Origin of the sequence: Nostoc sp. (assembly GCF_036917775.1) — a bacterium.
In the GTDB taxonomy this organism is placed as follows: Bacteria; Cyanobacteriota; Cyanobacteriia; order Cyanobacteriales; family Nostocaceae; genus Nostoc.
In genome coordinates, this window is record NZ_JBALEQ010000088.1 from 34,813 (window position 1) to 57,009 (window position 22,197).

The window sequence follows — 22,197 nt, forward strand, 5'->3', positions numbered from 1 at the left end:
AGGATATCTTGAGCATATATCGAGCATTTTGACAACTATAAACGCTGCAACTATTCAATTTAGGTATTTATATGTTTCTAGTAACTGGAGCAACGGGAGGAATTGGTCGCAGAGTTGTGCGACTTCTTCGACAACGAGAACAGTCTGTGCGGGCATTTGTCCGCCTTACCTCGCGCTACAGCGAGTTACAACACCGGGGTGCAGAAATCTTTATCGGTGACTTGCTAGAGGAAAGAGATATCCAGAAAGCTAGTCGGGGTGTCAAGTATATTATTAGCGCTCACGGTTCTGATAGCGATGCTTTATCCTTAGACTACCGCGCCAATATTGAACTGATTGACCAAGCAAAAGCCAATGGCGTAGAGCATTTTGTCTTCATTTCGGTATTGGGAGCCGATCGCGGATATGAAGACGCTCCTGTGTTCAAAGCCAAACGAGCCGTAGAGCAATATTTGTCAGCTAGTGGCTTGAATTACACAATTTTACGCCCATCTGGATTAGCATCTAACTTGCTGCCACTGGTAGAACGATTTCGGGAAACGGGATTGTATCTGCTGATTGGCGATCGCAAAAACCGTACCTCAATTGTCAGTACCGATGATTTAGCAAGGATAGTAGTGGATTCTGTGACAGTTGCAGGCGCTCGTAACCAGATTTTACCAGTGGGAGGCCCGGAGATTTTATTACGAGAAGATATTCCCCGGATTTTTGGTCGGATTTTCGCCAAAGAGCCAGTAATAATTAATTCACCACTATTTTTTATTGATGGATTACAAGGTGCATTGGGTTTATTTAATCCCCAAGTCCAAAAAGCTTTGGGAACTTATCGTACATTGCTAGCAAATGAATTTTTCTGTACTAAAGATGAAATTGCCAATTTAGAAGCGATTTTTAACTTCCAATTGGAGACATTAGAAAACTTTTTGCGGCGCTATTTAGCAGTTTGAAGAGTCATTGGTCATTAGTCACTTGTACTGAGCGAAGCCGAAGTATTGGTCATTAGTGAATAACCAAGGACAAATGACTAATGACAAATAACAAATGACAAATAACAAAGGACAAATGACAAATGACAAATGCTGCTCAAGCACGTCAGACAAAAGAGCGATTCGCCCAACCAGAGGAACAACTCACTTATGAATTGGGGAAGGCAGTACAGGAATTGCCACCTCTGTACACGAGATTATTAGCGGGAACAATGAGCGCGATCGTATTTGGAGCGATCGCTTGGGCAAATTTCTCCCAAATAGATGAAGTAGCAACAGCACCAGGGGAATTAATTGCTTCTACACAGGTTAGGCCAGTGACATCCTTGGGTGGGGGGTCAATTGTCGGTGTGAAAGTCCAAGAAGGCGATCGCGTTACCAAAGGTCAAATTTTAATTCAAAAAGACCCTGACTTACAAATAACTGATGTTTCCCGCCTAGCCAAATCAACTAGATTGATTCAAGACGATTTGCAACGTTTGGATGCAGAACGTATTGGAGGCAAAACAACTGGGACAAAACTACAAGATGAACTTTTAAATTCCCGCCTGCAAGACTACCAAGCGCGTCAAGCAGGAGCAGAAGCAGAAGCAAATCGCCAAATAGCACTGATCAATCAAGCCAAAGTCCGCTTGACTCGATTGCAAGACAACTTAGCTAATGCCAAAAGCAGCTTTACTAATGCCAAAACCAACCTTGCCAACGCAGACAGCATCCGAATTAAAATTGAAAGTAATTTGGCACTTGCACAAGAAAGGGAAAAAAGCTTACGCACCCTAATTACTCCTGGTGCTGTACCTCGTGTCGATTACTTGGATGCTCAAGAAAGATTGACTCGTGCAAAGACAGAAATTACCAGATCGCAAGATGAAGTGACTAACGCCCAAAATAGAATAACAGAGGCTCAAGATAAAGTCACATCATTAGAAAAAGATATTGCTGCCCAAGCCCAAGAAATTCGCCAAGCAGAACAAGCTTACAACGCTGCCCGCAGTCAGGCCCAGCGTGTAGCATCAGAACGCCAAAGTGAAATATTGACACAGTTCAACAAACGTAAAGAAGAACTGACAACTGTTCAAGGTCAATTAGAGCAAGCTAGGAAGCAGCAAGCTTTAGAAACGATTGAGGCTCCCGTTGCAGGTACGATTTATAGAGTCAAAGCCACCAAGGGGCCAGTCCAATCTGGTGAAGAATTGCTGTCAATTTTGCCAGAAGGAGAAGAAATGCTTCTAGAGGTGAAAGTTCTTAACCGCGATATTGGGTTTATTCGTCAAGGCATGAAGGCAAAAGTGAAAATGGCGACTTTCCCCTTCCAAGAATTTGGGATTGTGGAGGGCGAAGTTATGCAAGTCAGTCCGAATGCAATTATTGATAAAGAATTGGGCTTAGTTTTTCCTACAAGAATTAAGCTAAATAAACATTCAGTTAATGTACGTGGTCAAGAGGTAGAATTTACACCAGGAATGTCTGCTACAGGTGAAATTGTCACTCGTAAAAAGTCAATTCTGACATTTATTACTGAGCCTGTGACGCGACGGTTCAATGAAGCATTTTCTGTTAGGTAGATTGATAGCCTCTCTTGTTCTTATAGCTATTTCAAAAGCGATGCCTCCGTATTCCACAAACCACACCTAAAACGTAAGGGTTTAGCAATGCTAAACCCCTAAATTCATTCACAACAGACGAGCCTATTTAGTTTATTTTTCTAACCGAACAGTATTTGACTCAACTGCAAATCACTATAATTTTTAAGCGATACCTAAGAATTTTTTATACTGATCCATTTGTTTTTGCATCCCCTCTAGTAGTTTCCAAAAATCAAGATTATTCTCATTTTTGTTATCATCATTATTATCCGTATTGATACCTGTAATAGTCTGACCAACTAGAGAACCGAAATTAGAATTATTAAAACTAGAAATAGTCTCTGGCGTGAGATATTTTGCTGTCTCTGTAATAGTCTGATCTATCAGAGAACCGACATCGGAATTATTAAAACTAGAAATAGTCTCTGGCGTGAGATATTTTGCTGTTTCTGTAATAGTCTGACCTATCAGAGAACCGAAATTAGAATTATTAAAACTAGAAATAGTCTCTGGCGTGAGATATTTTGCTGTCTCTGTAATAGTCTGACCTATCAGAGAACCGAAATTAGAATTATTAAAACTAGAAATAGTCTCTGGCGTGAGATATTTTGCGGTTTGTGCGTCGATATGTAGTAGGTTGTCGCCAGACATCACCTGCTTTGCCAGAGAACTGACATTAGAAATATTTAAACTAGAGTTTGTACTTTGTGAACTAATTGCTGCTGTGTCTGCGTAGCCCGTCGTAGACATCACTTGCTTTGCCAAAGAACTAACATTAGAAATATTTAAACTAGAGTTTGTACTTTGTGTACTGTTTTCTGATGTTTCTGCCACAATCTGACGTACTTGAGCATCAGTTAGGCTGGGGTTAGCACTAAGCATTAGGGCAACTACACCAGCCACATGGGGAGCAGCCATAGATGTGCCGCTATAAGTGGCATACTGATTATTCGGAACTGATGAATAAACCTTGACTCCTGGGGCTGTGACATAAGAGATTTCATTTGTTCCAGAGCGGTTAGAGAAATCGGCCATATTATTATTTCTGTCTACTGCCCCAACAGCAATTCCCGACTTGGAGGCATAACGGGCGGGATAGTCTGGTTCTGATTCACCATCATTACCTGCTGCCATGACAACAATCACTCCTTTGCTACTGGCATAGTTAATGGCTGACTCCAGAGTCCGATTGGAAGATGTGCCTCCTAAACTGAGGTTAATCACATTAGCTCCATTATCCACAGCGTAGCGAATACCTTTAGATATGGAACTATAGGAACCAGAGCCAGACTCATTCAAAACTTTGACAGGCATAATCTTGGCATTGTATGCAATACCAGTGACACCGTAGTTATTATTTTCTCCTGCGATCGTGCCAGAAACATGAGTACCGTGACCATTGTTATCTAGCGTGTTGTTGTTTTGATCCGCAAAGTTCCAGCCGTAATTATCATCAACATAGCCATTACCATCATCATCTATACCGTTACCTGCAATTTCCTTGGTATTCGTCCAGATATTATTTTTTAAATCCTCGTGGTTATAGTCAACCCCAGTATCTATCACAGCGACAACAACGCCTTTACCTGTGTATCCTTGTGCCCAAACTTCTGGTGCTTTAACAAGGTCTGCTCCCCAATTATTACCACCAAGATCGGGAACATCAGCAAAGGTATTCTGATTAGCAGCTTTAGCTACTGCTGCTGCTGCATTAATTAATCCATAGCCATTGGTGGAGTTATAACTTTGCGTGGTAAAAGTATTAGTAGTAGCGTTACTGCTATTTTCGTAGTTACTATTATTTAGTAACTGCACATCAGAATCGGCTGAGTTGTAGCTACTACGTCCGTTTAAGTTGAGGCTGGTGTCATTCTTAGTATTAAATGTATCTAATGAAGAGATTGAAGTAAAATTTAAGCTTTTATTAGTAGAAAATAAATTGTTATTAGTATTATCATTGAGCATAATTGTTTTTTCTCAAAAATAGAAATGCTTTTTAACAGCTAAAATTATTAGAACTTTTGTTAAACAAAAGTTCTAAGGTGTGAATAAGCCGTATTCTTAATAATTACTATGAAATTTAATAATAAAATGCTAATTCTATTACCAAAAATATTTTATGAGAATCATGCTTTTTGTGAAGAGCTATTTAGAATACAATACGGTTCAGTTAGTGCCAAAAACCTTTCAGGACTTACGCAAAAACTCTCTGCAAATCTTATTCCTTTGTGTCCTTTGCGCCTTTGCGGTTCGTTTTTTCTTAATTTTCGCTAAGTCTTGTCCTTAACTGAATGGTATTGATTTAGAATACGCTTAATTATAAAAAAGCGGGATAATGAGTAGCAAATGCCACTCATTCTCCCGCTTATAGAAATTGCATTTTACCTTTGATAAACGACACTTAAGGGATGATTCTATGCCACATTATTGACTGCACAACGAATACCACTTGCGATCGCACTACCATAACCTGAGCCATTGCTACCGAAAACTTTCATCGGTATAATCTTGGCATTAAGCGGCTTTTCAGGCATCAAATAAGCACAAGTTAACAGCTTGTTAAAGCTACTAAATGTTTGCTTGCTGGCGTTGATATAGTGACCAATACAAACCCTTTTGTTGCAATAACTCTGAGTGAGTCCCACGTTCGGCAATCACGCCTTGTTCTAATACCAAAATCAAATCAGCGCGTTTGAGAGGGGCAAAACGGTGAGCAATCAGAAACACAGTACGGTTAGCGGAAACTTTTTGCAGATTTTGTAGTACTTGTTGTTCAGTTTCACTATCCAAAGCGCTGGTAGCTTCATCCAAAACTAAAATCGGCGCTTGAGAAAGAAATAACCTTGCGAGGGCAATACGTTGTCTTTGTCCGCCAGATAAAGCTGTACCGCGTTCACCCACATTGGTTTCGTAACCGTAGGGCAATTGACTGATGAAGTCGTGTGCTACTGCTAGTCTTGCCGCCTCTACCACTTGTTCTGCGGTAATGTCGGGAGTACCGAGAGTGATATTTTCCAAAATAGAACCGTTGAATAAAAAGTCTTCTTGGAGAACTACACTAACTTGTTGCCGCAGTGACGCTAAATCGGCACTTTTAATATCAAAACCATCAATTAGGATGCGTCCTGATTCAATTTGATAGAGGCGTTGCAATAGCTTAGACAGGGTACTTTTCCCAGAACCGCTACGTCCGACAATGCCAACAAATTGCCCTGGTTCAGCATTGAAAGAGATTCCTCGCAGAATTGCTTCAAAGTTCGGCCGGTAGCGGAAAAATACTTGCTCGAAGGTGACTTGTCCTTTCAGAGGTGGTAAAACTAGACCAGTTCCTAGTTCGGCTTCTGGGGAGACGTTGAGAATATCACCAATGCGATCTACAGAAAGTAGCACTTGTTGGAGGGTTTGCCATAACTGTACTAAGCGCAAAAGTGGGCCCGTGACTCTGCCAGATAGCATTTGAAAGGCAACTAGCTGTCCAATTGTGAGCTTTTGTTCGATGACTAATTTGGCTCCAAACCAGAGAATCAGCATCGTGGAAAAATTAGTCAGGAAGTCACCAATGTTGCTGCTGATATTGGAGGTGGTAGAGGCTTTAAAACCTGTGCGGATGAAGCGAGCAAATAAGCCTTCCCAGCGATCGCGGGCTACTGGTTCGGCTGCATGGGCTTTAACGGAATGAATCCCCGTGATTGTCTCTACTAAAAAGGATTGACTATCGGCACTCCGGTTAAAAGTTTCGTTGAGCCAGTTACGCAGAATTGGTGTTGCAACTATCGTCAAAGTCGCAAACAGTGGCAGTACTGCTAAAGCCACAAAGGTGAGTGGCACATTATAGTAAAACATCAATGCCAGGTACACCACAGCAAAGATGCTATCCAGAATCACAGTTAATGCTGTACCTGTGAGAAACTGACGAATTTGTTCGAGTTCCTGGACTCGTGCTACTGTGTCTCCGACGCGCCGCGACTCAAAATAAGCCAAAGGCAGACGCATTAGATGGCGAAATAGCTGTGCTGATAAACTTAAATCCAGACGGCGGGCTGTATGGGTAAAGATGAATAGGCGCAGAATGCCAAGTACGGACTCAAATATGGCTACACAAAGAAGTGCGATCGCCATGACATCAAGAGTCGGCAAACTCCCCTGCACCATGACTTTATCAATAACTACTTGCGTAATTAGTGGTGTTGTTAGCCCCAAAAGCTGCAAGGTAAAAGATGCTAATAATACTTCTGTTAGTAATCCCTTATACTTCCAAACTGCTGGGGTGAACCAACTGAGGTTAAATGTTTCTTGTTTAGATATGAGTTCTACTTGCCACAATTGTCCATCCCACGATGCCTCAACTATGGATTGCGGTAAGCTTTCACAAATGCGATCGGGATTTAGAGGGTTAGCGATAATTAAGCGATCGCCCTTAACTCCATAAGCCACCACCCAGGATGGACTCTGGGGTGAGTCAGAATTCCACAATAGTAAAGCTGGAAATGACAGCTGTCGCAACTCACCCCAACTCACTTGTAACCGCCGCAACACTAACCCTAACTTTTCTCCTGCTTCCACAACCTGTTTTGGGCTTTGTCCTCTGAGTTGACGTTGCACCCATTCCAGTTGCACAGAGTTTTCTAGCTGTTGCGCCACCATTGTTAAACAAGCAGCCGCAGTATTCCAGCTAGCAACAAATGGATAATTTGAGATGATTAAATTCGCGGCTGGGAGTCGTTTTTGGGGTTGGAGACTGTGAGGGCTGGAAGTCCCATCTGAGACTGATCTTACTGAAGGATTGGAAGAGAAGGAAAATGTCTCTCTTTCTCCCTCCATATCCACTGGTAAGACTTGCCAAAATTCCTGAATTTGGGGGTTAGAAAATTCTGTCCACAGGGCTGTATCCCAACACACTACTATTACTTCTTTGCTAGCAGCTACAGCTTTAAAATCCGCAGACAACTTTTGTAAATCACCAAACCAATCCCCCACTTCTAGGGCTGCCAAAGGTTTGCCAACTCCCTCTTCTCGTAAGCGAACTTTTCCAGCCACAATTAAGAATTGGTAACGACCGACATCATTAGACCAAATTTTTTCTCCCAAACGATACTGACGAGTTTGACACTCATTTTCCAATTGGGATTGTTGTTCGGGAGTCAGCCAACATAGCGGCGGCTGATTCCAAGGCAAAGAAGCTAGCACTTTTAATCGTAAAGATTCATTATCCAGAATTTTTAACTCACTTGTAGCTTGACTGTCAGTTTTTGAATTTTCTCTGCTAGCCATTTCTCAAATAACTCATTTTGTAGTGCTTGCTTGAGTTGAGTATCTTCTAAAGACGCTGGCAGAAATTGTTCTACTCGAAACAAACCATAAGGTCCTTCTCCTTGGGGAGAGTCTTTGCCAACGATTTCTATTGGTCCTATTAATTGTCCAGGACTTGCCACATCAATAGCTGCCCGTAATATATCCGGCATACTTCCTCGGCTGACTATTCCCATCATGCCGTTCACAATTCGGTCATCTGAAAGAGAATACTCTTTAGCTAGTTGTTCAAAACTACCTCCTTCTTCAATTTGGGTTTGTAGTTCGTCTGCCAATTCTCGATTATTAACAACTATCCGAGAAAGTACCACCCGATCCAAAAAAATTTTGCGTTCAATAAAATATTCTTGGATTTTTCCTTCCGTGACTACAGCTTTCAGCTTTTCTAACTTGTAACCAAAAGTAACTGATGTATGAAATGCGGCGTAATCTGTGTTATTGCTCTTTAACCATTCTTGAAAACTTTGGGGATCAGTCAGTTGATTTTTAAGTCTAAAGTCAATAATGGATTGTTCGGTTATTGCTGTACCAATTTCAATATCGTCTCGTGTTCGGATTTCTTGCTCAATTACGTGCTGGCGGAGAATATCCCCAATGAACTGCCCCAATTTTCCAGAGGCTTGCAGGTACTTTACAGCTTCCTCAATAGAAATTATTTGGTCATTAATTGTCAAAAATGATAAAGATTCCATGAATTAATTATGTGAAAATGGTTAAACACTTATAGGACTTTTAAATTAAATCATATAGAGATCATCTGGTCGTTGATAAATAACAATGATAAAGATTCCATGAACTAATTACATCTAAACGGTCAAAAAATTATATAGCTACTCAATACAATAATTTTCCATGATTATGTTTACAGTCTAGCGGGGACAAAACAGGATTGAAAATATCATCGGTAGTGCAGTAGTAAAGCAGATTGCTTATTTTCTACCACTGTCCCTCATGAGTATTGGGTATTGAGTGCTGTTAGCAGTAGCAGGGCCTTTAGACCATGCTTAGTGCTGGGTGGAAAATCTCACTTCTTTACTCAGAACTGGGAGAAGAGGAACGGTTTTACCCAATTCCCAATTCCCAATGCTCAATCTACTTAATGATATTTACCCATGTCCAGGAAAGTAGCACAGCCGCGATCGCACCGATTAATGTATTAAAAATATTTACTACTTCATTAGTCAGCCAAGTATACTTAGATTGCAGTGTTGCCCCAATCACACTTTCTATGTTAGTGGCAATAAATGCCGCCAGTACACACCAAGCGACTCCTAATAGATCGATTAAACCAACTCCCCAACCAACAAATGCGATCGCTACAGAAGCCACAATACCAGCTAAAGTCCCTTCCAAGCTGACCGCTCCTTCTGTACCGCGAGGCACTGGTTTGAGTGTGGTAATTAGAAAGGTGCTTTTACCATACGCTTTACCAACTTCACTTGCAGTAGTGTCAGCTAGTTTGGTACTGAAACTTGCTACATAGCCTAGTAATAATAGAGACTGGAGACTTGTACTGAGCGTTGCCGAAGTATTGGGAACTAAAGACTTGTACTGAGCAAAGTCGAAGTATTGAGAACTAGGTACAAGAAATCCCGAATTTATTATCCCTACTCCCAAGGCACACAACGCCCCGGTCAAAGCTGAACCCCAGACATTCTCCGGGCCCCTTGCCCCAGAGCGCTTTTCGGCAATTCCTTCAGCCTCTTTCTGTGCCATACCGATGCGGGTAACACCAGAACCAACCAGAAAATAGAACATTACTACTGTATATCCTTGCCAGCCTAAAGTTACCCAAATTAGGATGGCCAGAAACCACGCATGAAATGATCCAGCAGGCGTAAGTAGCTTTTTCGGGGCAATCCAAGCTAAACCCAATAGAATTGTGTTTAATACTACTGCCACCAACCAGGGATTAACAGAACCAATTAAGGATGACATCAGCAATTAATCATGAGTAATTTTGTCTTAACATGAACAGAATAACGAATTTGTCATGCTTAGTGCTTAGTTCCTGAAACCTCTCCAGTTAAAGTAATATGTTTGTATTGTTAACTAAATTGCATTCCATCACCCTCAAAGCTGAGTGTAAAACTACAAACAACGTCTTATATATACACTGCAATATTTATTAAAGAAGGTGGATTAAATAAAATGCAAAATTTTTGTTTAGTTAGGTGGACTCTTCTAGTAACTGATCCAAAGCACTTTATTATGGTGCATTAAGTTCTCAACACACCATCTATCATAAAGGTGTCAGCTTTGAAATCTCCGTTACTGAGTGTCTGCTCAGGCAAACATTAATTAATATACCTGCACAAGAGAAAGGAGTCACCTAAAAAATTAAGTGTAAATTATGTAAATGTAGGGCGAAGTCTTTAGCCACAAGTTGCAGTGACTGAATGGTAGTCAGTCCCTAGTTTTAGTTATAAAGATCAAGGATATAAATTATTGTCAGCTAAAACTGTGTTCAAGTTGACGACAATCAAAACTTAACAGAATAAATTGTAGATAGCATTAACTACTAATATCTTTCCCCGAAGCTATGAGCCAAACTATATTCCATCTTGCTTTCCCTGTGACTGACATTGCCCAAACAAAAGCATATTATGTGGATGGCTTGGGCTGTATTCCTGGTCGTGAAAACCATCACGCGCTGATTCTAAATCTCTATGGTCATCAACTAGTAGCTCATATAACCAAAGAACCCTTGATACCGCAACACAGTATATATCCCAGACACTTTGGACTAATTTTTACCCAAGAACGTGACTGGCAAAACTTACTAGAAAGGGCACAACAACAACAGCTACTTTTTCGTGAAGAAACCAAAAATCGCTTTGTTGGTTCTCCTCTTGAACATCGCACTTTCTTTTTAGAAGATCCTTTTTATAACCTTATGGAATTCAAGTATTATCGTCACCCAGAGGCGATTTTTGGGAGTTACGAACATACGCAAATTGGGGATAGGACTTAAGTAATTCGTAATTTAAAGATGAATAGAATAGATTCAGGGTGGTAAGTATCTTGGCTACTAACTGGATGCTTTTTTCAGAAAGGGCAGCTTAATAGGTTTTGTTAAAGCTGCTTTTACTGCTGCTAAACTCCTTGGGTCTGTTAGCATCCAAGGGTGTAGGGCAACTGGTATTATTACTTCGCTTCCTACGGGCATTTGTGAACTATTCGCTGGCACAATCATCAAATCATAAGGTGTCCAGATCGAAGTAAAATCTAATTGCTCCAATATTACAGCATCAGAATTTAAATCCTTGAGAAAAATGCTGTCGGGGCGCATTTGTACGCAGCCAGGACGCTGAGAACCATAAGCAACAACAGTTCCATGATGAGGTGAAGAGATCGTAATAAATCTCTGAATGCGGTTAATTCCTCCTAGTCGCTGAATATAGTAACGGCTGACAATTCCTCCCATACTAAAGCCTATTAAATCTAGCCCTTGTTCTGGTGCAAAGGTGGCTGTAACATAATCGGCTACCTGCTTTGCCAATTTATCAAGGCCCACATCACCATTATTAGGAAGCAGATCCAAAGAATATACAGACCACCCCTGTAATCCTAAGTAACCTGCCATTTTATAGAAAACTAACCCCGTATCGTCAATGCCGTGTACCAGTAACACAGGATTGCGCTGCTGATTTTCAGTATTCATCTCTCAAATCTAGTTGAATGAAGTCTGTACAAAATGTAACTGAGTGCTTTTGCTATCTGCGAACAATCTATGACACTCCTCCCAGTGGTTAAAAGTAAACCCCTTGCTTTTTTCCAATCAATAATTTTCAAACGAAGAAGTGTTAATTTTTATAAAGCTTGCTTTCAGAATCTTGCTCTTCGTTACAGTAAAATTTAATAATTAGTTCTCGGTGTATGAAGGTCGCAAGTGCTTGCATAAAGAACATTTGCCCTATAGTTTTACTACAATGTTGATTAAGCACAAATCTATAATGGTTGTCACCAGAACGAGTTGACACCAAAGCAGAAAATGTTACATTTTTTCGTAATTTTTAACAATTACGGTCGAGTTCAAAATATACAAGGCAGGAGTAATTGTAATGGATTTTATCAAAAAGTTAATTTCAGGGATTCTCGGTTTCGTGACTGGGATTCTTGGTTTCGTGACTGGGTTGTTACCTGGTAAAAAACAAAGCAATGGTTACTTCTTAGAACTGGATGAAGCAACCAGTCAATCGAAACCAGCAGCATCAAACGGTAAAAAGGCTGCGGCACCAGCAGTATCTCCGGCTGCCAAAAGCCCTGAACCTCAAACTGCTAAAGCAACCACAACTGCGACAAAGACCAAAGTAGAAGCATCTCAGAATGGTAAAGCTGTCAAAGCTGAACCCGCTAAAGCAGCAGCTACCGTTAGCCCAAAAACACCGGCTGAAACCACCTTTGCACCAAAATATCTTGCTCCTTCGACTACTAGCTCTAATGGTCGTCGCCGTCCAGGTGCGAATATGAGTGCTTACCTAGACATGGCACGTCAGGTTAAAACGCCTAACACATCTAACAATTGATAGAGAGGCGAAATTGCCCGTATCTACAAGTTAAATGTGAATCCGCAAGGTTAAGACAACTTTGCCAGTTGTAGATGGAGGAACTCTCCAAACTAGGAGCGATCGCTTAATTTTCTCCACTACAACTTCATCTTTTAAGGTAAAGGTTTTTTCATCCAAAACTACTCGTCCTGACATTCTGGCATTTTGCCGGATTTTACCAATTTTTTGGTCTTGTAGGTTGATGATAAATGTTTTTAACTGGATTTTTGTTGATCCCCAAAATTTAAAAACCTGGCGGTTATAAATCAATACGGTTCAAAGCGCTACTTGTACAAAATCGGGGGTTTTGAGACGCGATAAATCGCCATCTCTACAAGTGTTTTGGTCTTATCTGAACTGTATTGGATTATAAATAGCCAGGTCTACCATTTAAACTAAAACTCAGCACTTTGTGGTGTACGCGGAAAAGGAATGACATCGCGGATATTTCCCATACCCGTCATAAATTGCACGAGTCGTTCAAAACCCAGTCCGAAACCAGCGTGGGGAACAGTCCCATAACGACGTAAATCAAGATACCACCACAAATCTTCTGGCTTTAATCCTTGCGCTAACACGCGGCGTTCTAAAACCTCTAGGCGTTCTTCACGCTGGGAGCCACCGACAATCTCGCCAATTTTGGGTGCGAGAATATCCATTGCGCGGACGGTTTTTTCATCGTCGTTTAAACGCATATAAAATGCTTTGATTTGGGCTGGATAATCTGTAACAATTACTGGCTTTTTAAACTGTTGTTCAGCCAAGTAACGTTCGTGTTCTGATTGTAAATCTAAACCCCAACTCACAGGATATTCAAATTTAACATCAGCTTTTTCTAAAACTTTGATGGCTTCTGTATAAGTTAAACGTTCAAACTGATTATTAATAATATTTTCGGCTGTTGTCAACACAGATTTATCAATGCGTTCATTGAAAAATTCCATATCTTCTGGGCAAGTTTCCAACACATATTGAAAAATGTGTTTCAGAAACGCCTCAGCTAAATCCATATCGCCTTCTAAGTCACAGAAAGCCATTTCCGGCTCAACCATCCAAAATTCTGCTAGGTGGCGGGAGGTGTTGGAATTTTCTGCACGGAAGGTAGGGCCAAAAGTATAGACGTTACTAAACGCCATCGCCATCACTTCCGCTTCCAACTGGCCGCTAACTGTTAAATATGTGGGTTTCGCAAAAAAGTCTTGGCTGTAATCTACTGCTTGGTTTTCTGTGCGGGGAATATTCTTTAAATCCAAACTGGTAACGCTAAACAGTTCACCTGCGCCTTCACAGTCGCTAGCGGTGATGATGGGTGTGTGTACCCACAAAAAGCCTCTTTCTTGGAAGAATTGGTGAATTGCTGCCGAACAAGCATTTCTGACGCGGAAAACTGCACCAAAAGAATTAGTACGCGATCGCAAATGTCCAATGCTTCGCAGAAACTCAAAGGAATGGCGTTTCTTTTGCAGGGGATATGTATCGGGATCAGCTTCTCCGTAAACTTTCACGGACTCGGCTTTCAACTCAATTCGCTGTCCTTTACCCAGAGAAGCCACCAGTACCCCTGTAGCCTCAACAGCAGCACCCGTATTCAGCTTTTTCAATATAGCTTCATAGTCTGGCAAATCCTGATTGATGACGACTTGCAAATTAGCTAGTGATGAGCCGTCATTGACTTCAATAAAAGCAAACCCTTTGGACTCGCGCTTCGTTCGCACCCAGCCTTGAACTTGGAGGGACTCATCAGGTTGGCCACTTCGCAATATTTCTGCAATCCGTCGATTTGCCATATCTTACAACTTATATTTCATCAATTTAGTAAGTAAAAATATTAAAGAATCTTAACTATTTAACCCAATCCAAAATCTAAAATCCAAAATTGGATTTATCCAGCATAAGACTTTAATATCCAGCCTATGATAACGCCCATTCCACCAAAGCGGACGACTTGCCAGAAAGGTTTTTTCAGGCTACGCCAAGAAAATAACTGGCTTTCTAAGTTCACTTCTAGCCTTTCCAACTGCTGTTGAATTTGCCGTAACTCGGCTTTGATTTCTGGTGTCTGAGATTTATTGTGCTTTAGTTGATCCTGGCGCTGTTGCCATTGTGCCTGTTGTTGGCGATCGCGTTGCACTTGATCGTAACGCTCTTTTAAGGATAGGAGCGATCGCTCTACTTCCTCTAATTCTTGTTCAAAATCTGGTTCAGAATTTTCTGCTGACGGCTGTGATTGTTTTGGCGGCTTCATGTACAAGTAGTAAACTAAGATTAAAGGCGAGTCTGCCAATAGTCAAAATTAAAACTATGAGTTTTGACTCAGCACTCAATACTCAGCACTCAGCACTCATAATTATGTCCCAATCTACCCAGCTGCCGAAAACCAGTCAACTGAATGAACTTAGTACTCTGGAATTAGCTCAAGCCCTCATGGAAAGACTGAGTATTTCCCCTAACGATTGGCATCGCCTCAAGTCTAACCGCAATTCTCGCGCTAATGAACAAGTGGCAGCAGCAATTGTGTATCTTTTAAAGAATCAGCCACAAGAAGCTCAAGCTAGATTAGAACAGGCAATTGGTTGGCTAGATCGCTCCATCTCCGCCCCTCCCTGTCCGACTCACGGTAAGTAGGGAGTAGGGAGTAGGGAGTAGGGAATAAAAAAATCAAAAAAATAATAACTTTCCCCACTCCCCTATTATCGCCGCAGAGATAGTCCCCGGCGAGTTTCCATTTGTTTACAAAGCCTTAATTCTGTGCCTTTGCGGTTCCACTCTACCTGATCAAAAATTTGGTGGAGAAGACATAAACCACGACCACTTTCTGATTCATCTGGTGGTAAATAGTCTGTTGGCTCTTCTTCAATAGTAGATGAAGGAGTAAAGCCACTACCCTGATCTGATATTATCCACCAATATTGATTATCAATTAAGGAAAAACGGACTACAACTGTTTTACTTGGGTCAAGATTATTGCCATGTTTAGCTGCATTTACTAGGGCTTCTTGAAGTCCTAGCCGCAGTTCTGCTTGTAATTTGGCTGGAATTTCTGCCAATAGTAAATCTAAGATTGGACAAAGGTAGAGAGTTGAGGCAAAACTAATAGTGCCCCAATAACGTGCAACTGGACGGAGTGAAATTGTAATCACAAGAGAAACCCCATAGCTTTCAGTTAGCTAGACATCAGTTTGCTATTACAGGCACCCTGATAAAACTTGAGGTGGTCATGCTGCCTTCAAACTTGCGTCTTTAAAACTAAATTTTGAAAATGCTAGGGAGCATTAGCCCTATAGTATGAGTTGAGATTGTTTGGATATATAACGGCTGCAATAGTTTTGATAATGATGTTAGCAACTTAAAAAGATGCTAGTAATTTGACCGAGTATTGGGATACTCTAGTTAATTGCCGATTTGTCATTCACACAATCCAATTCATATTTATAAGAACCTATGCAACTTGAATTTATTTAAACGAAAAGGAATTTTTATTTTCAGCTTAATTCAATTTTAGCATCTTTAGTATGCACTAGACTAAAATTTTCAAATTTCAGTTTTTGTAAAGGAATTACTATCCTTGTGCAAATGTGATAGCACAAGAAATGCGGCAGCTTCAACATGAGCAGTTTGAGGAAAAAAATCAGCAGGTTGTACCCGTGTGATGGTATATTGCCCATCTTCACAAAGCAATTTCAGGTCACGGGCGAGGGTAGATATCTTACAGCTGACGTAAACTATCCGAGATGGTTTCAGTTGCCGTAAAGTGTCGATGACAGCGCGATCGCACCCCTTACGTGGCGGATCGAGTATTACTACTTCTGGTATTGTGCCCATTTTGGGAAGCAATTTCTCTACTGCCCCGACAATGAAAGTCACATTATCAATTCCGTTACGGTGGGCATTCAAAATAGCTTGTTCTACTGCTGCTGGTTGCACTTCTAATCCTGTAGCAATACGAACTTTTTTGGCGAGGGGTAAAGTTAAAGTCCCAATACCACAGTAGGCATCAACTAGCAACTCATGCCCTTGAAGATTGAGTTCTGATTGAATTATCTGCAATAGTGCCTCTGCTGTTTCTGTATACACTTGGAAAAATGTATCTGGGCGTACTTGAAATTCCAGTCCAGCAAAGTTTTCACGCAGGTGAGGGACTCCAGCGATGCAACGAGTTTCTAATCCAAATATAGCATTTGTGCGATCGCCATTGCGATTGAGCGATACTCCCACTAACTGCGGATAACGCTTTAACCATTCCTGGGCTTGAGTTTCAATTCCTGATAAATTCCAATCTTTCACCACCAAAGTCAACAACATTTCTCCAGTGTGTCGGCCAATGCGTAAACCCAGATGGCGAATTTTTCCCTGATGACGCTGTTCGTCATAAATTTGCCAACCTTGTCGTTGAATATCTTGCTTAACTTCGGCAAGTAAGGGATTTAATCGCGCATCTTGAACTGGACATTGATTTAAATTAATTAATTGGTGACTACCTTTTTGGTAGTAACCAGCTTGTACCTGCCCTGTTGCCGATGTACCCAAAGGATATGTAGATTTATTACGGTAGCCCAAAGCAGAAGGGGCGGCGAGTACCGGATTTACCGGTGGTTGGACAAAACCGCCAATGCGCTCTAAAGCTTGGATAACTTGATTTTGCTTGGCTACTAGCTGGTAGTCATAATTAATATGCTGCCACTGGCAACCACCGCATTTGTCCGCCACAATACAATTGGGTCTTATACGGTGTGAGGATGGCTCTAATAGCTCCTGGAGCTTCCCGTGGGCGTATTTTGGTTTAACATGAACCAAGCGGATAATGGCGCGATCGCCCGGTACAGTATCTGGGACAAAAACTACACGCTCATCAGCGCGTCCCACCCCATCACCTGTATCACTCAGGTTAGCGATCGTCACTTCAATTAATTCACCCTGTTGCCAAATTATTTTAGTCATTTGTCATTTGTCATTTGTTATTGGGCATGAGGCATTGGGCATTGGGCATAGGTCAATAATCAATAGTTCTTCTCCCCATGCCTCCCCTGCTCCCCCTGCTCTCTCACACCCCACTCCCAATTCCCCAAAAGTTTCAATTCAATACATAAGTAGCTCCTATCTCTTCACTTGTGTACCTCCGACTCGCTAAACTAACAGATAATATTTCAGGTGATTTCAATCATCATGACTGTAATTAGCCAAGTTATTCTCAAAGCCGACGACGAACTGCGTTATCCCAGCAGTGGCGAACTTAAAAATATCAAAGACTTTTTGCAAACCGGCGTACAACGGACGCGGATTGCAGCTACCTTAGCCGAAAACGAAAAAAAGATAGTTCAGGAAGCAACCAAACAACTTTGGCAGAAGCGTCCTGACTTTATCTCCCCCGGAGGTAATGCTTACGGAGAACGTCAACGCTCTCTATGTATCCGTGACTTTGGCTGGTACTTACGTCTAATTACTTATGGTGTGCTTGCTGGCGACAAAGAGCCGATTGAAAAAATCGGTTTGATTGGTGTGCGGGAAATGTACAATTCATTGGGCGTTCCCGTGCCTGGAATGGTAGAAGCGATCAATTCCCTCAAAACAGCTTCCCTTGGCTTATTGAGTGCAGAAGATGCTGCTGAAGCAGCACCCTACTTTGATTACATCATTCAAGCGATGTCTTAATACAAAGTGTGTGTTGGTTTTAGGAGTATACTTCCAATCTAGTAGAGTGAGTGCAAGATATTAGCACTCGATAGGGATAAGATACCGAATTTGATCATACCCTCCCCACAATTGGTAGTGGCTGTGGCAAAATATCTGTCAAGTTACCAACCAGTTGTGGGGAAATTTATTTAAGTGATAGTTATGGGGCATTTCTCAAAGGCTGAAGGATATACAGACATAAAAAACCGACAGTCCTTAGTTAAGGCTGTCGGCAATTAAGTGTGTTCCCTATTAATGACTCGGCTAGAGTTCAGTTGTCATTAATTATGCCTAGTTAGCGATCGCAGAGAGACGATCATAATCATAGATATGTGTGATTCTCGTCACTTGATTGTTACAGATAAACTGCATACACCCGAATAATCTCTGAGTTGCAGTAAATCTATGCAAATTTGGAACTAAGAATATATACGCTAGTAGAAAATTTTCCAGCTTAAGAGCAAATAACACCGATTAGACACTTACAAGGTAAAACACGAGACGGAGGAATTCACAAACCTATGCCCCGTTTGCCAAACTGCCGTAGCAGAAAGAGCTATCTGCAAAGATAAATTTCTCAAAGCCTGTCGTAGACAAGATAATGGAGTTTCCATTGCTGTTGAAAGTGATATTGGCATTAAGGGTATTGCCCGAAATAACCCCAGATACAAAGAGTTGAGAGCGATTGAAAGCGCTGAGATCGAGGGTGTCAAAACCATCTCCGCCATCAACAGTTGCAGCACCAAATCCTTTCAAGTAGTCATTCCCAGCACCTAGAGCATTACCGGTGCTGGTATCAGTGTTGCCGTTGCCACCGTTACCGATGTCGGCGATCGCGTCTTTTCCATTTCCTGTATTCAGACTGCCACGGTTAGCGATGTCAATGGCATTCCCACCCTCAATGGAGCCGTCGATGTCGCCGATGCGACCAGCACCTTTGCCCTGAACGGTGTCATTCCCTGAGCGCGTACAAATGAAACCTCCAGTTAAAATATCAATACCTATTGCTGGAGCTGCATTTAACTGTTCTCCGATCAGAGCATCAGAACCGAGGGTGCCGATGAAATTGGGTGGAACAGTAACTCTAGGCATGATCAAAATCCTCGCTATTAGATTTTAGTGCGGTCAATTTACTAATTGGAATGAGTAGTTTCTCAAAAAAATTCCCAGAATCCTTTCTTCAAAAGCCACTCAGTGATTGAGTTTGCTGTTGTATGAGTGACTTCAGGCGAATGAAATGCCAACGAGATAATTTAAATTGCAGGACATTAAAACTTGCGATCGCATCCTATGAATTTTTTCTGCATTCAACTAGTGGAGCATCTGACAGGCTGATAGCCATTTCTATAATCTGGAAATGACCTAATGTATATTACAAGGGAATAAAATTTTATTACTTCACTTTTATCGGTACATTTACCAGTAATTCAGCGTTGAATACAATCTATCTATAGGTGTACAAAAATATGTATCTTTAAGTAAATTTGTTTATTTATTTTAAATCTTTAGCGTCATATAGTTATAAATTATGCTAATGAATGCACCTACCTACAGGGCAAGTAAATCGGTAGAATAATGCTCTGTACAATTGGTGCATAATTTCCATGACCGCCACATCTCCTGCTTTTTTTTCCCCTCAAGAAATCGCTGCTGAAGGTCTTAAACCAGAAGAATACGCAGAAATTGTCCGTCGGTTAGGCCGTCATCCCAACAAAGCTGAACTGGGAATGTTCGGGGTAATGTGGTCAGAGCATTGCTGTTACAAAAATTCTCGGCCTCTACTCAAACAATTTCCGACTGAGGGGCCCCGCATCCTCGTAGGGCCTGGTGAAAATGCTGGTGTTGTAGATTTGGGTGACGGACTCCAACTAGCTTTTAAGATTGAATCTCACAACCACCCATCAGCTGTTGAACCATTTCAAGGTGCAGCAACAGGAGTAGGCGGTATTCTTAGAGATATTTTTACAATGGGTGCGCGTCCCATTGCTCTATTAAATTCCCTGCGTTTCGGTTCTCTAGAAGATGCCAAAACTCAAAGGTTGTTTCAAGGTGTGGTGGCTGGGATTTCACACTATGGTAATTGTGTAGGAGTACCCACCGTTGGCGGCGAAGTTTACTTTGACCCAGCTTATTCTGGTAATCCCTTAGTGAATGTTATGGCACTAGGATTAATGGAAACCCAGGAAATCGTTAAATCTGGGGCATCTGGCTTAGGAAACCCCGTGCTGTATGTTGGTTCTACCACTGGACGCGATGGTATGGGAGGCGCAAGTTTTGCCAGTGCAGAATTGAGCGATCAGTCAATAGACGATCGCCCCGCTGTGCAAGTAGGCGATCCATTTTTGGAAAAGTCGTTAATTGAAGCTTGTCTAGAAGCGTTTAAAACGGGTGCAGTTGTCGCCGCCCAAGATATGGGAGCAGCTGGAATCACGTGTTCTACTTCAGAGATGGCGGCAAAAGGTGGAGTAGGAATTGAACTAGATTTAGACAAAATTCCCGCCAGAGAAACGGGGATGGTTCCTTATGAATATCTGCTTTCGGAATCTCAAGAACGAATGCTGTTTGTTGCCCATAAAGGGCGTGAGCAAGAATTAATCGACATTTTCCATCGTTGGGGACTTCAAGCCGTTGTCGCTGGTACTGTCATCGCTGAACCCATTGTGCGGATTCTTTTTCAGGGTGGAGTAGCAGCAGAAATTCCCGCCGAGGCTTTGGCGGAAAACACCCCACTATATAACCGTGAATTGCTGGCAGAACCGCCAGAATATGCTCGTCAAGCTTGGGAATGGACTCCTGATTCTTTACCTGCTTGCACAACTGTTGGCATAGAACTCCAAGGAGGTGTGCAAAGTTGGAATGATATTCTGTTAACTTTGCTCGATACACCCACGATCGCATCTAAAAACTGGGTATATCGTCAGTATGACCATCAAGTACAGAATAATACAGTCATACTGCCAGGTGGTGCTGATGCGGCTGTGATCCGGTTGCGCCCCCTTGAAGAGGACAAGGGGACAAGGGGACAAGGAGGACAAGGAGACAAGGAAACCCTCAATGCCCAACGCGGTGTTGCGGCAACAGTAGATTGCAATCCTCGTTATGTTTATCTTGACCCCTACGAGGGAGCTAAGGCAGTGGTGGCAGAAGCTGCACGCAATCTTAGCTGTGTGGGTGCAGAACCTCTGGCGGTGACGGATAACCTAAATTTTGGCTCTCCAGAAAAACCAATTGGTTACTGGCAATTGGCAGAAGCTTGTCGCGGTTTGGCGGAAGGTTGCCGAGAATTGGCGACACCAGTCACAGGCGGAAATGTTTCTTTATACAATGAAACCCTCGATTCTCAAGGTATTCCACAACCTATTTATCCCACTCCTGTGGTAGGGATGGTGGGCTTGATTCCCGATATCACCAAAATTTGTGGACAAGGTTGGCAAGCATCCGGCGATGTGATTTATCTTCTCGGATTGCCTCTAGCATCCAAAATCAGTTTGGGAGCATCTGAGTATTTAGCTACTATCCACAATACTGTTGCCGGAAAACCGCCACGGGTAGATTTTGACTTGGAACGCCGCGTCCAAAAAGTTTGTCGGGAAGGAATCCGTAATGGTTGGATACGTTCAGCCCATGATTCTGCTGAAGGGGGAGTGGCGATCGCACTTGCCGAATGTTGTATTGCTGGCAACCTTGGTGCCCAAATCAATTTAGAAATACCAACAACGCAGTTAAACCGTATTGATGAGGTACTGTTTGCCGAAGGTGGTGCCAGAATTTTAGTCTCTGTAGCATCAGAACAACAAGAAATTTGGGAATCATACTTACAGGAACATCTGGGTCAAGAATGGCAAAAACTCGGTATAGTCGATAATTCCCACACAGGTTTGGGGGTTGTCACCACTGATAACCAAACCTTAATCAAAGTTAGGATCGAAGATATGAACGATCGCTATTTCCATGCAATCGCTAGGCGTATCGCCAACCAAACCACTATTTCTGAGTCCTGAGTATTTAGACTTCACTCAGAAATCGGCACTAATTACTCAGAACTATTAGCGTCTCTGGGCATATTTACGGTACTGTTTTAATAGATGGTTAAAG

The 22,197-nt window shown here is 41.9% G+C and carries 18 protein-coding genes; 7 read left to right on the plus strand and 11 right to left on the minus strand.

The window, feature by feature from the left end:
• Window positions 1–71: 71 nt before the first annotated feature.
• Together V7K69_RS17200 and V7K69_RS17205 are read left to right on the plus strand one after the other, a co-directional pair.
• Window positions 72–947, plus strand: a complete 876-nt coding sequence (locus V7K69_RS17200; RefSeq protein ID WP_335036399.1) for an SDR family oxidoreductase — start codon at window positions 72–74, stop codon at window positions 945–947.
• Between the two features lie 122 nt (window positions 948–1,069).
• Window positions 1,070–2,551: an HlyD family efflux transporter periplasmic adaptor subunit gene (locus V7K69_RS17205; protein ID WP_335036401.1), complete on the plus strand. Its 1,482-nt coding sequence runs from the start codon at window positions 1,070–1,072 to the stop codon at window positions 2,549–2,551.
• A gap of 183 nt (window positions 2,552–2,734) precedes the next feature.
• Here V7K69_RS17205 and V7K69_RS17210 read toward each other — a convergent pair whose 3' ends face one another.
• The 4 genes from V7K69_RS17210 to V7K69_RS17225 form a co-directional block, all read right to left on the minus strand.
• Window positions 2,735–4,537: a S8 family peptidase gene (locus V7K69_RS17210; protein WP_335036403.1), complete on the minus strand. Its 1,803-nt coding sequence runs from the start codon at window positions 4,535–4,537 to the stop codon at window positions 2,735–2,737.
• 603 nt (window positions 4,538–5,140) lie between these two features.
• The gene (locus V7K69_RS17215) at window positions 5,141–7,843 is read right to left on the minus strand and encodes a type I secretion system permease/ATPase (RefSeq protein ID WP_335036405.1); all 2,703 of its coding nucleotides are present in this window, start codon (window positions 7,841–7,843) and stop codon (window positions 5,141–5,143) included.
• Window positions 7,792–8,574 (minus strand): peptidylprolyl isomerase, encoded by a 783-nt coding sequence (locus tag V7K69_RS17220; RefSeq protein ID WP_335036407.1) that lies wholly within the window; start codon window positions 8,572–8,574, stop codon window positions 7,792–7,794. Before V7K69_RS17220 ends, V7K69_RS17215 begins: the two co-directional genes overlap by 52 nt.
• Window positions 8,575–8,974: 400 nt before the next feature.
• Window positions 8,975–9,820 carry a DUF92 domain-containing protein gene (locus V7K69_RS17225; RefSeq protein ID WP_335036409.1) on the minus strand — a complete coding sequence of 282 codons (846 nt, stop codon included), beginning with the start codon at window positions 9,818–9,820 and terminating at the stop codon, window positions 8,975–8,977.
• A gap of 604 nt (window positions 9,821–10,424) precedes the next feature.
• Here V7K69_RS17225 and V7K69_RS17230 point away from each other — a divergent pair.
• Entirely contained in the window at window positions 10,425–10,856 is a 432-nt protein-coding gene (locus V7K69_RS17230; RefSeq protein ID WP_335036411.1) for a VOC family protein, read from the plus strand.
• 57 nt (window positions 10,857–10,913) lie between these two features.
• Here V7K69_RS17230 and V7K69_RS17235 read toward each other — a convergent pair whose 3' ends face one another.
• Complete coding sequence (locus V7K69_RS17235) at window positions 10,914–11,546, minus strand: esterase/lipase family protein (protein WP_335036413.1); 633 nt, start codon at window positions 11,544–11,546, stop codon at window positions 10,914–10,916.
• Between the two features lie 400 nt (window positions 11,547–11,946).
• On the opposite strand from V7K69_RS17235, the gene V7K69_RS17240 reads away from it, so the two are divergent.
• Window positions 11,947–12,411 carry a hypothetical protein gene (locus V7K69_RS17240; protein ID WP_335036414.1) on the plus strand — a complete coding sequence of 155 codons (465 nt, stop codon included), beginning with the start codon at window positions 11,947–11,949 and terminating at the stop codon, window positions 12,409–12,411.
• Between the two features lie 30 nt (window positions 12,412–12,441).
• On the opposite strand, the gene V7K69_RS17245 is transcribed toward V7K69_RS17240, so the two are convergent.
• The 3 genes from V7K69_RS17245 to V7K69_RS17255 form a co-directional block, all read right to left on the minus strand.
• On the minus strand, window positions 12,442–12,588 hold the full coding sequence (locus V7K69_RS17245; protein ID WP_335036416.1) for an after-VIT domain-containing protein: 147 nt from the start codon (window positions 12,586–12,588) through the stop codon (window positions 12,442–12,444).
• Window positions 12,589–12,827: 239 nt separating this feature from the next.
• Window positions 12,828–14,219: an asparagine--tRNA ligase gene (asnS, locus tag V7K69_RS17250; RefSeq protein WP_335036418.1), complete on the minus strand. Its 1,392-nt coding sequence runs from the start codon at window positions 14,217–14,219 to the stop codon at window positions 12,828–12,830.
• A 95-nt stretch (window positions 14,220–14,314) separates the two neighbouring features.
• Window positions 14,315–14,677, minus strand: coding sequence for a hypothetical protein (locus V7K69_RS17255; protein ID WP_335036420.1), 363 nt, complete (start codon window positions 14,675–14,677; stop codon window positions 14,315–14,317).
• 104 nt (window positions 14,678–14,781) lie between these two features.
• Between V7K69_RS17255 and V7K69_RS17260 the strand changes: the two genes are divergently transcribed.
• Complete coding sequence (locus V7K69_RS17260) at window positions 14,782–15,057, plus strand: DUF6439 family protein (RefSeq protein WP_041565907.1); 276 nt, start codon at window positions 14,782–14,784, stop codon at window positions 15,055–15,057.
• Between the two features lie 65 nt (window positions 15,058–15,122).
• Here V7K69_RS17260 and V7K69_RS17265 read toward each other — a convergent pair whose 3' ends face one another.
• Both V7K69_RS17265 and rlmD read right to left on the minus strand, forming a co-directional pair.
• The gene (locus V7K69_RS17265) at window positions 15,123–15,572 is read right to left on the minus strand and encodes an ATP-binding protein (RefSeq protein ID WP_012407635.1); all 450 of its coding nucleotides are present in this window, start codon (window positions 15,570–15,572) and stop codon (window positions 15,123–15,125) included.
• A gap of 391 nt (window positions 15,573–15,963) precedes the next feature.
• Window positions 15,964–17,370 (minus strand): 23S rRNA (uracil(1939)-C(5))-methyltransferase RlmD, encoded by a 1,407-nt coding sequence (gene rlmD / locus V7K69_RS17270; RefSeq protein ID WP_335036423.1) that lies wholly within the window; start codon window positions 17,368–17,370, stop codon window positions 15,964–15,966.
• A gap of 225 nt (window positions 17,371–17,595) precedes the next feature.
• Here rlmD and V7K69_RS17275 point away from each other — a divergent pair, with 225 nt between their 5' ends.
• Window positions 17,596–18,081: an allophycocyanin subunit alpha-B gene (locus tag V7K69_RS17275; protein WP_012407637.1), complete on the plus strand. Its 486-nt coding sequence runs from the start codon at window positions 17,596–17,598 to the stop codon at window positions 18,079–18,081.
• Window positions 18,082–18,621: 540 nt separating this feature from the next.
• Here the strand turns inward: V7K69_RS17275 and V7K69_RS17280 are convergent.
• On the minus strand, window positions 18,622–19,194 hold the full coding sequence (locus V7K69_RS17280) for a hypothetical protein (protein ID WP_335036425.1): 573 nt from the start codon (window positions 19,192–19,194) through the stop codon (window positions 18,622–18,624).
• 512 nt (window positions 19,195–19,706) lie between these two features.
• On the opposite strand from V7K69_RS17280, the gene purL reads away from it, so the two are divergent.
• Window positions 19,707–22,103 (plus strand): phosphoribosylformylglycinamidine synthase subunit PurL, encoded by a 2,397-nt coding sequence (gene purL / locus V7K69_RS17285; protein ID WP_335036428.1) that lies wholly within the window; start codon window positions 19,707–19,709, stop codon window positions 22,101–22,103.
• Window positions 22,104–22,197: the final 94 nt, after the last annotated feature.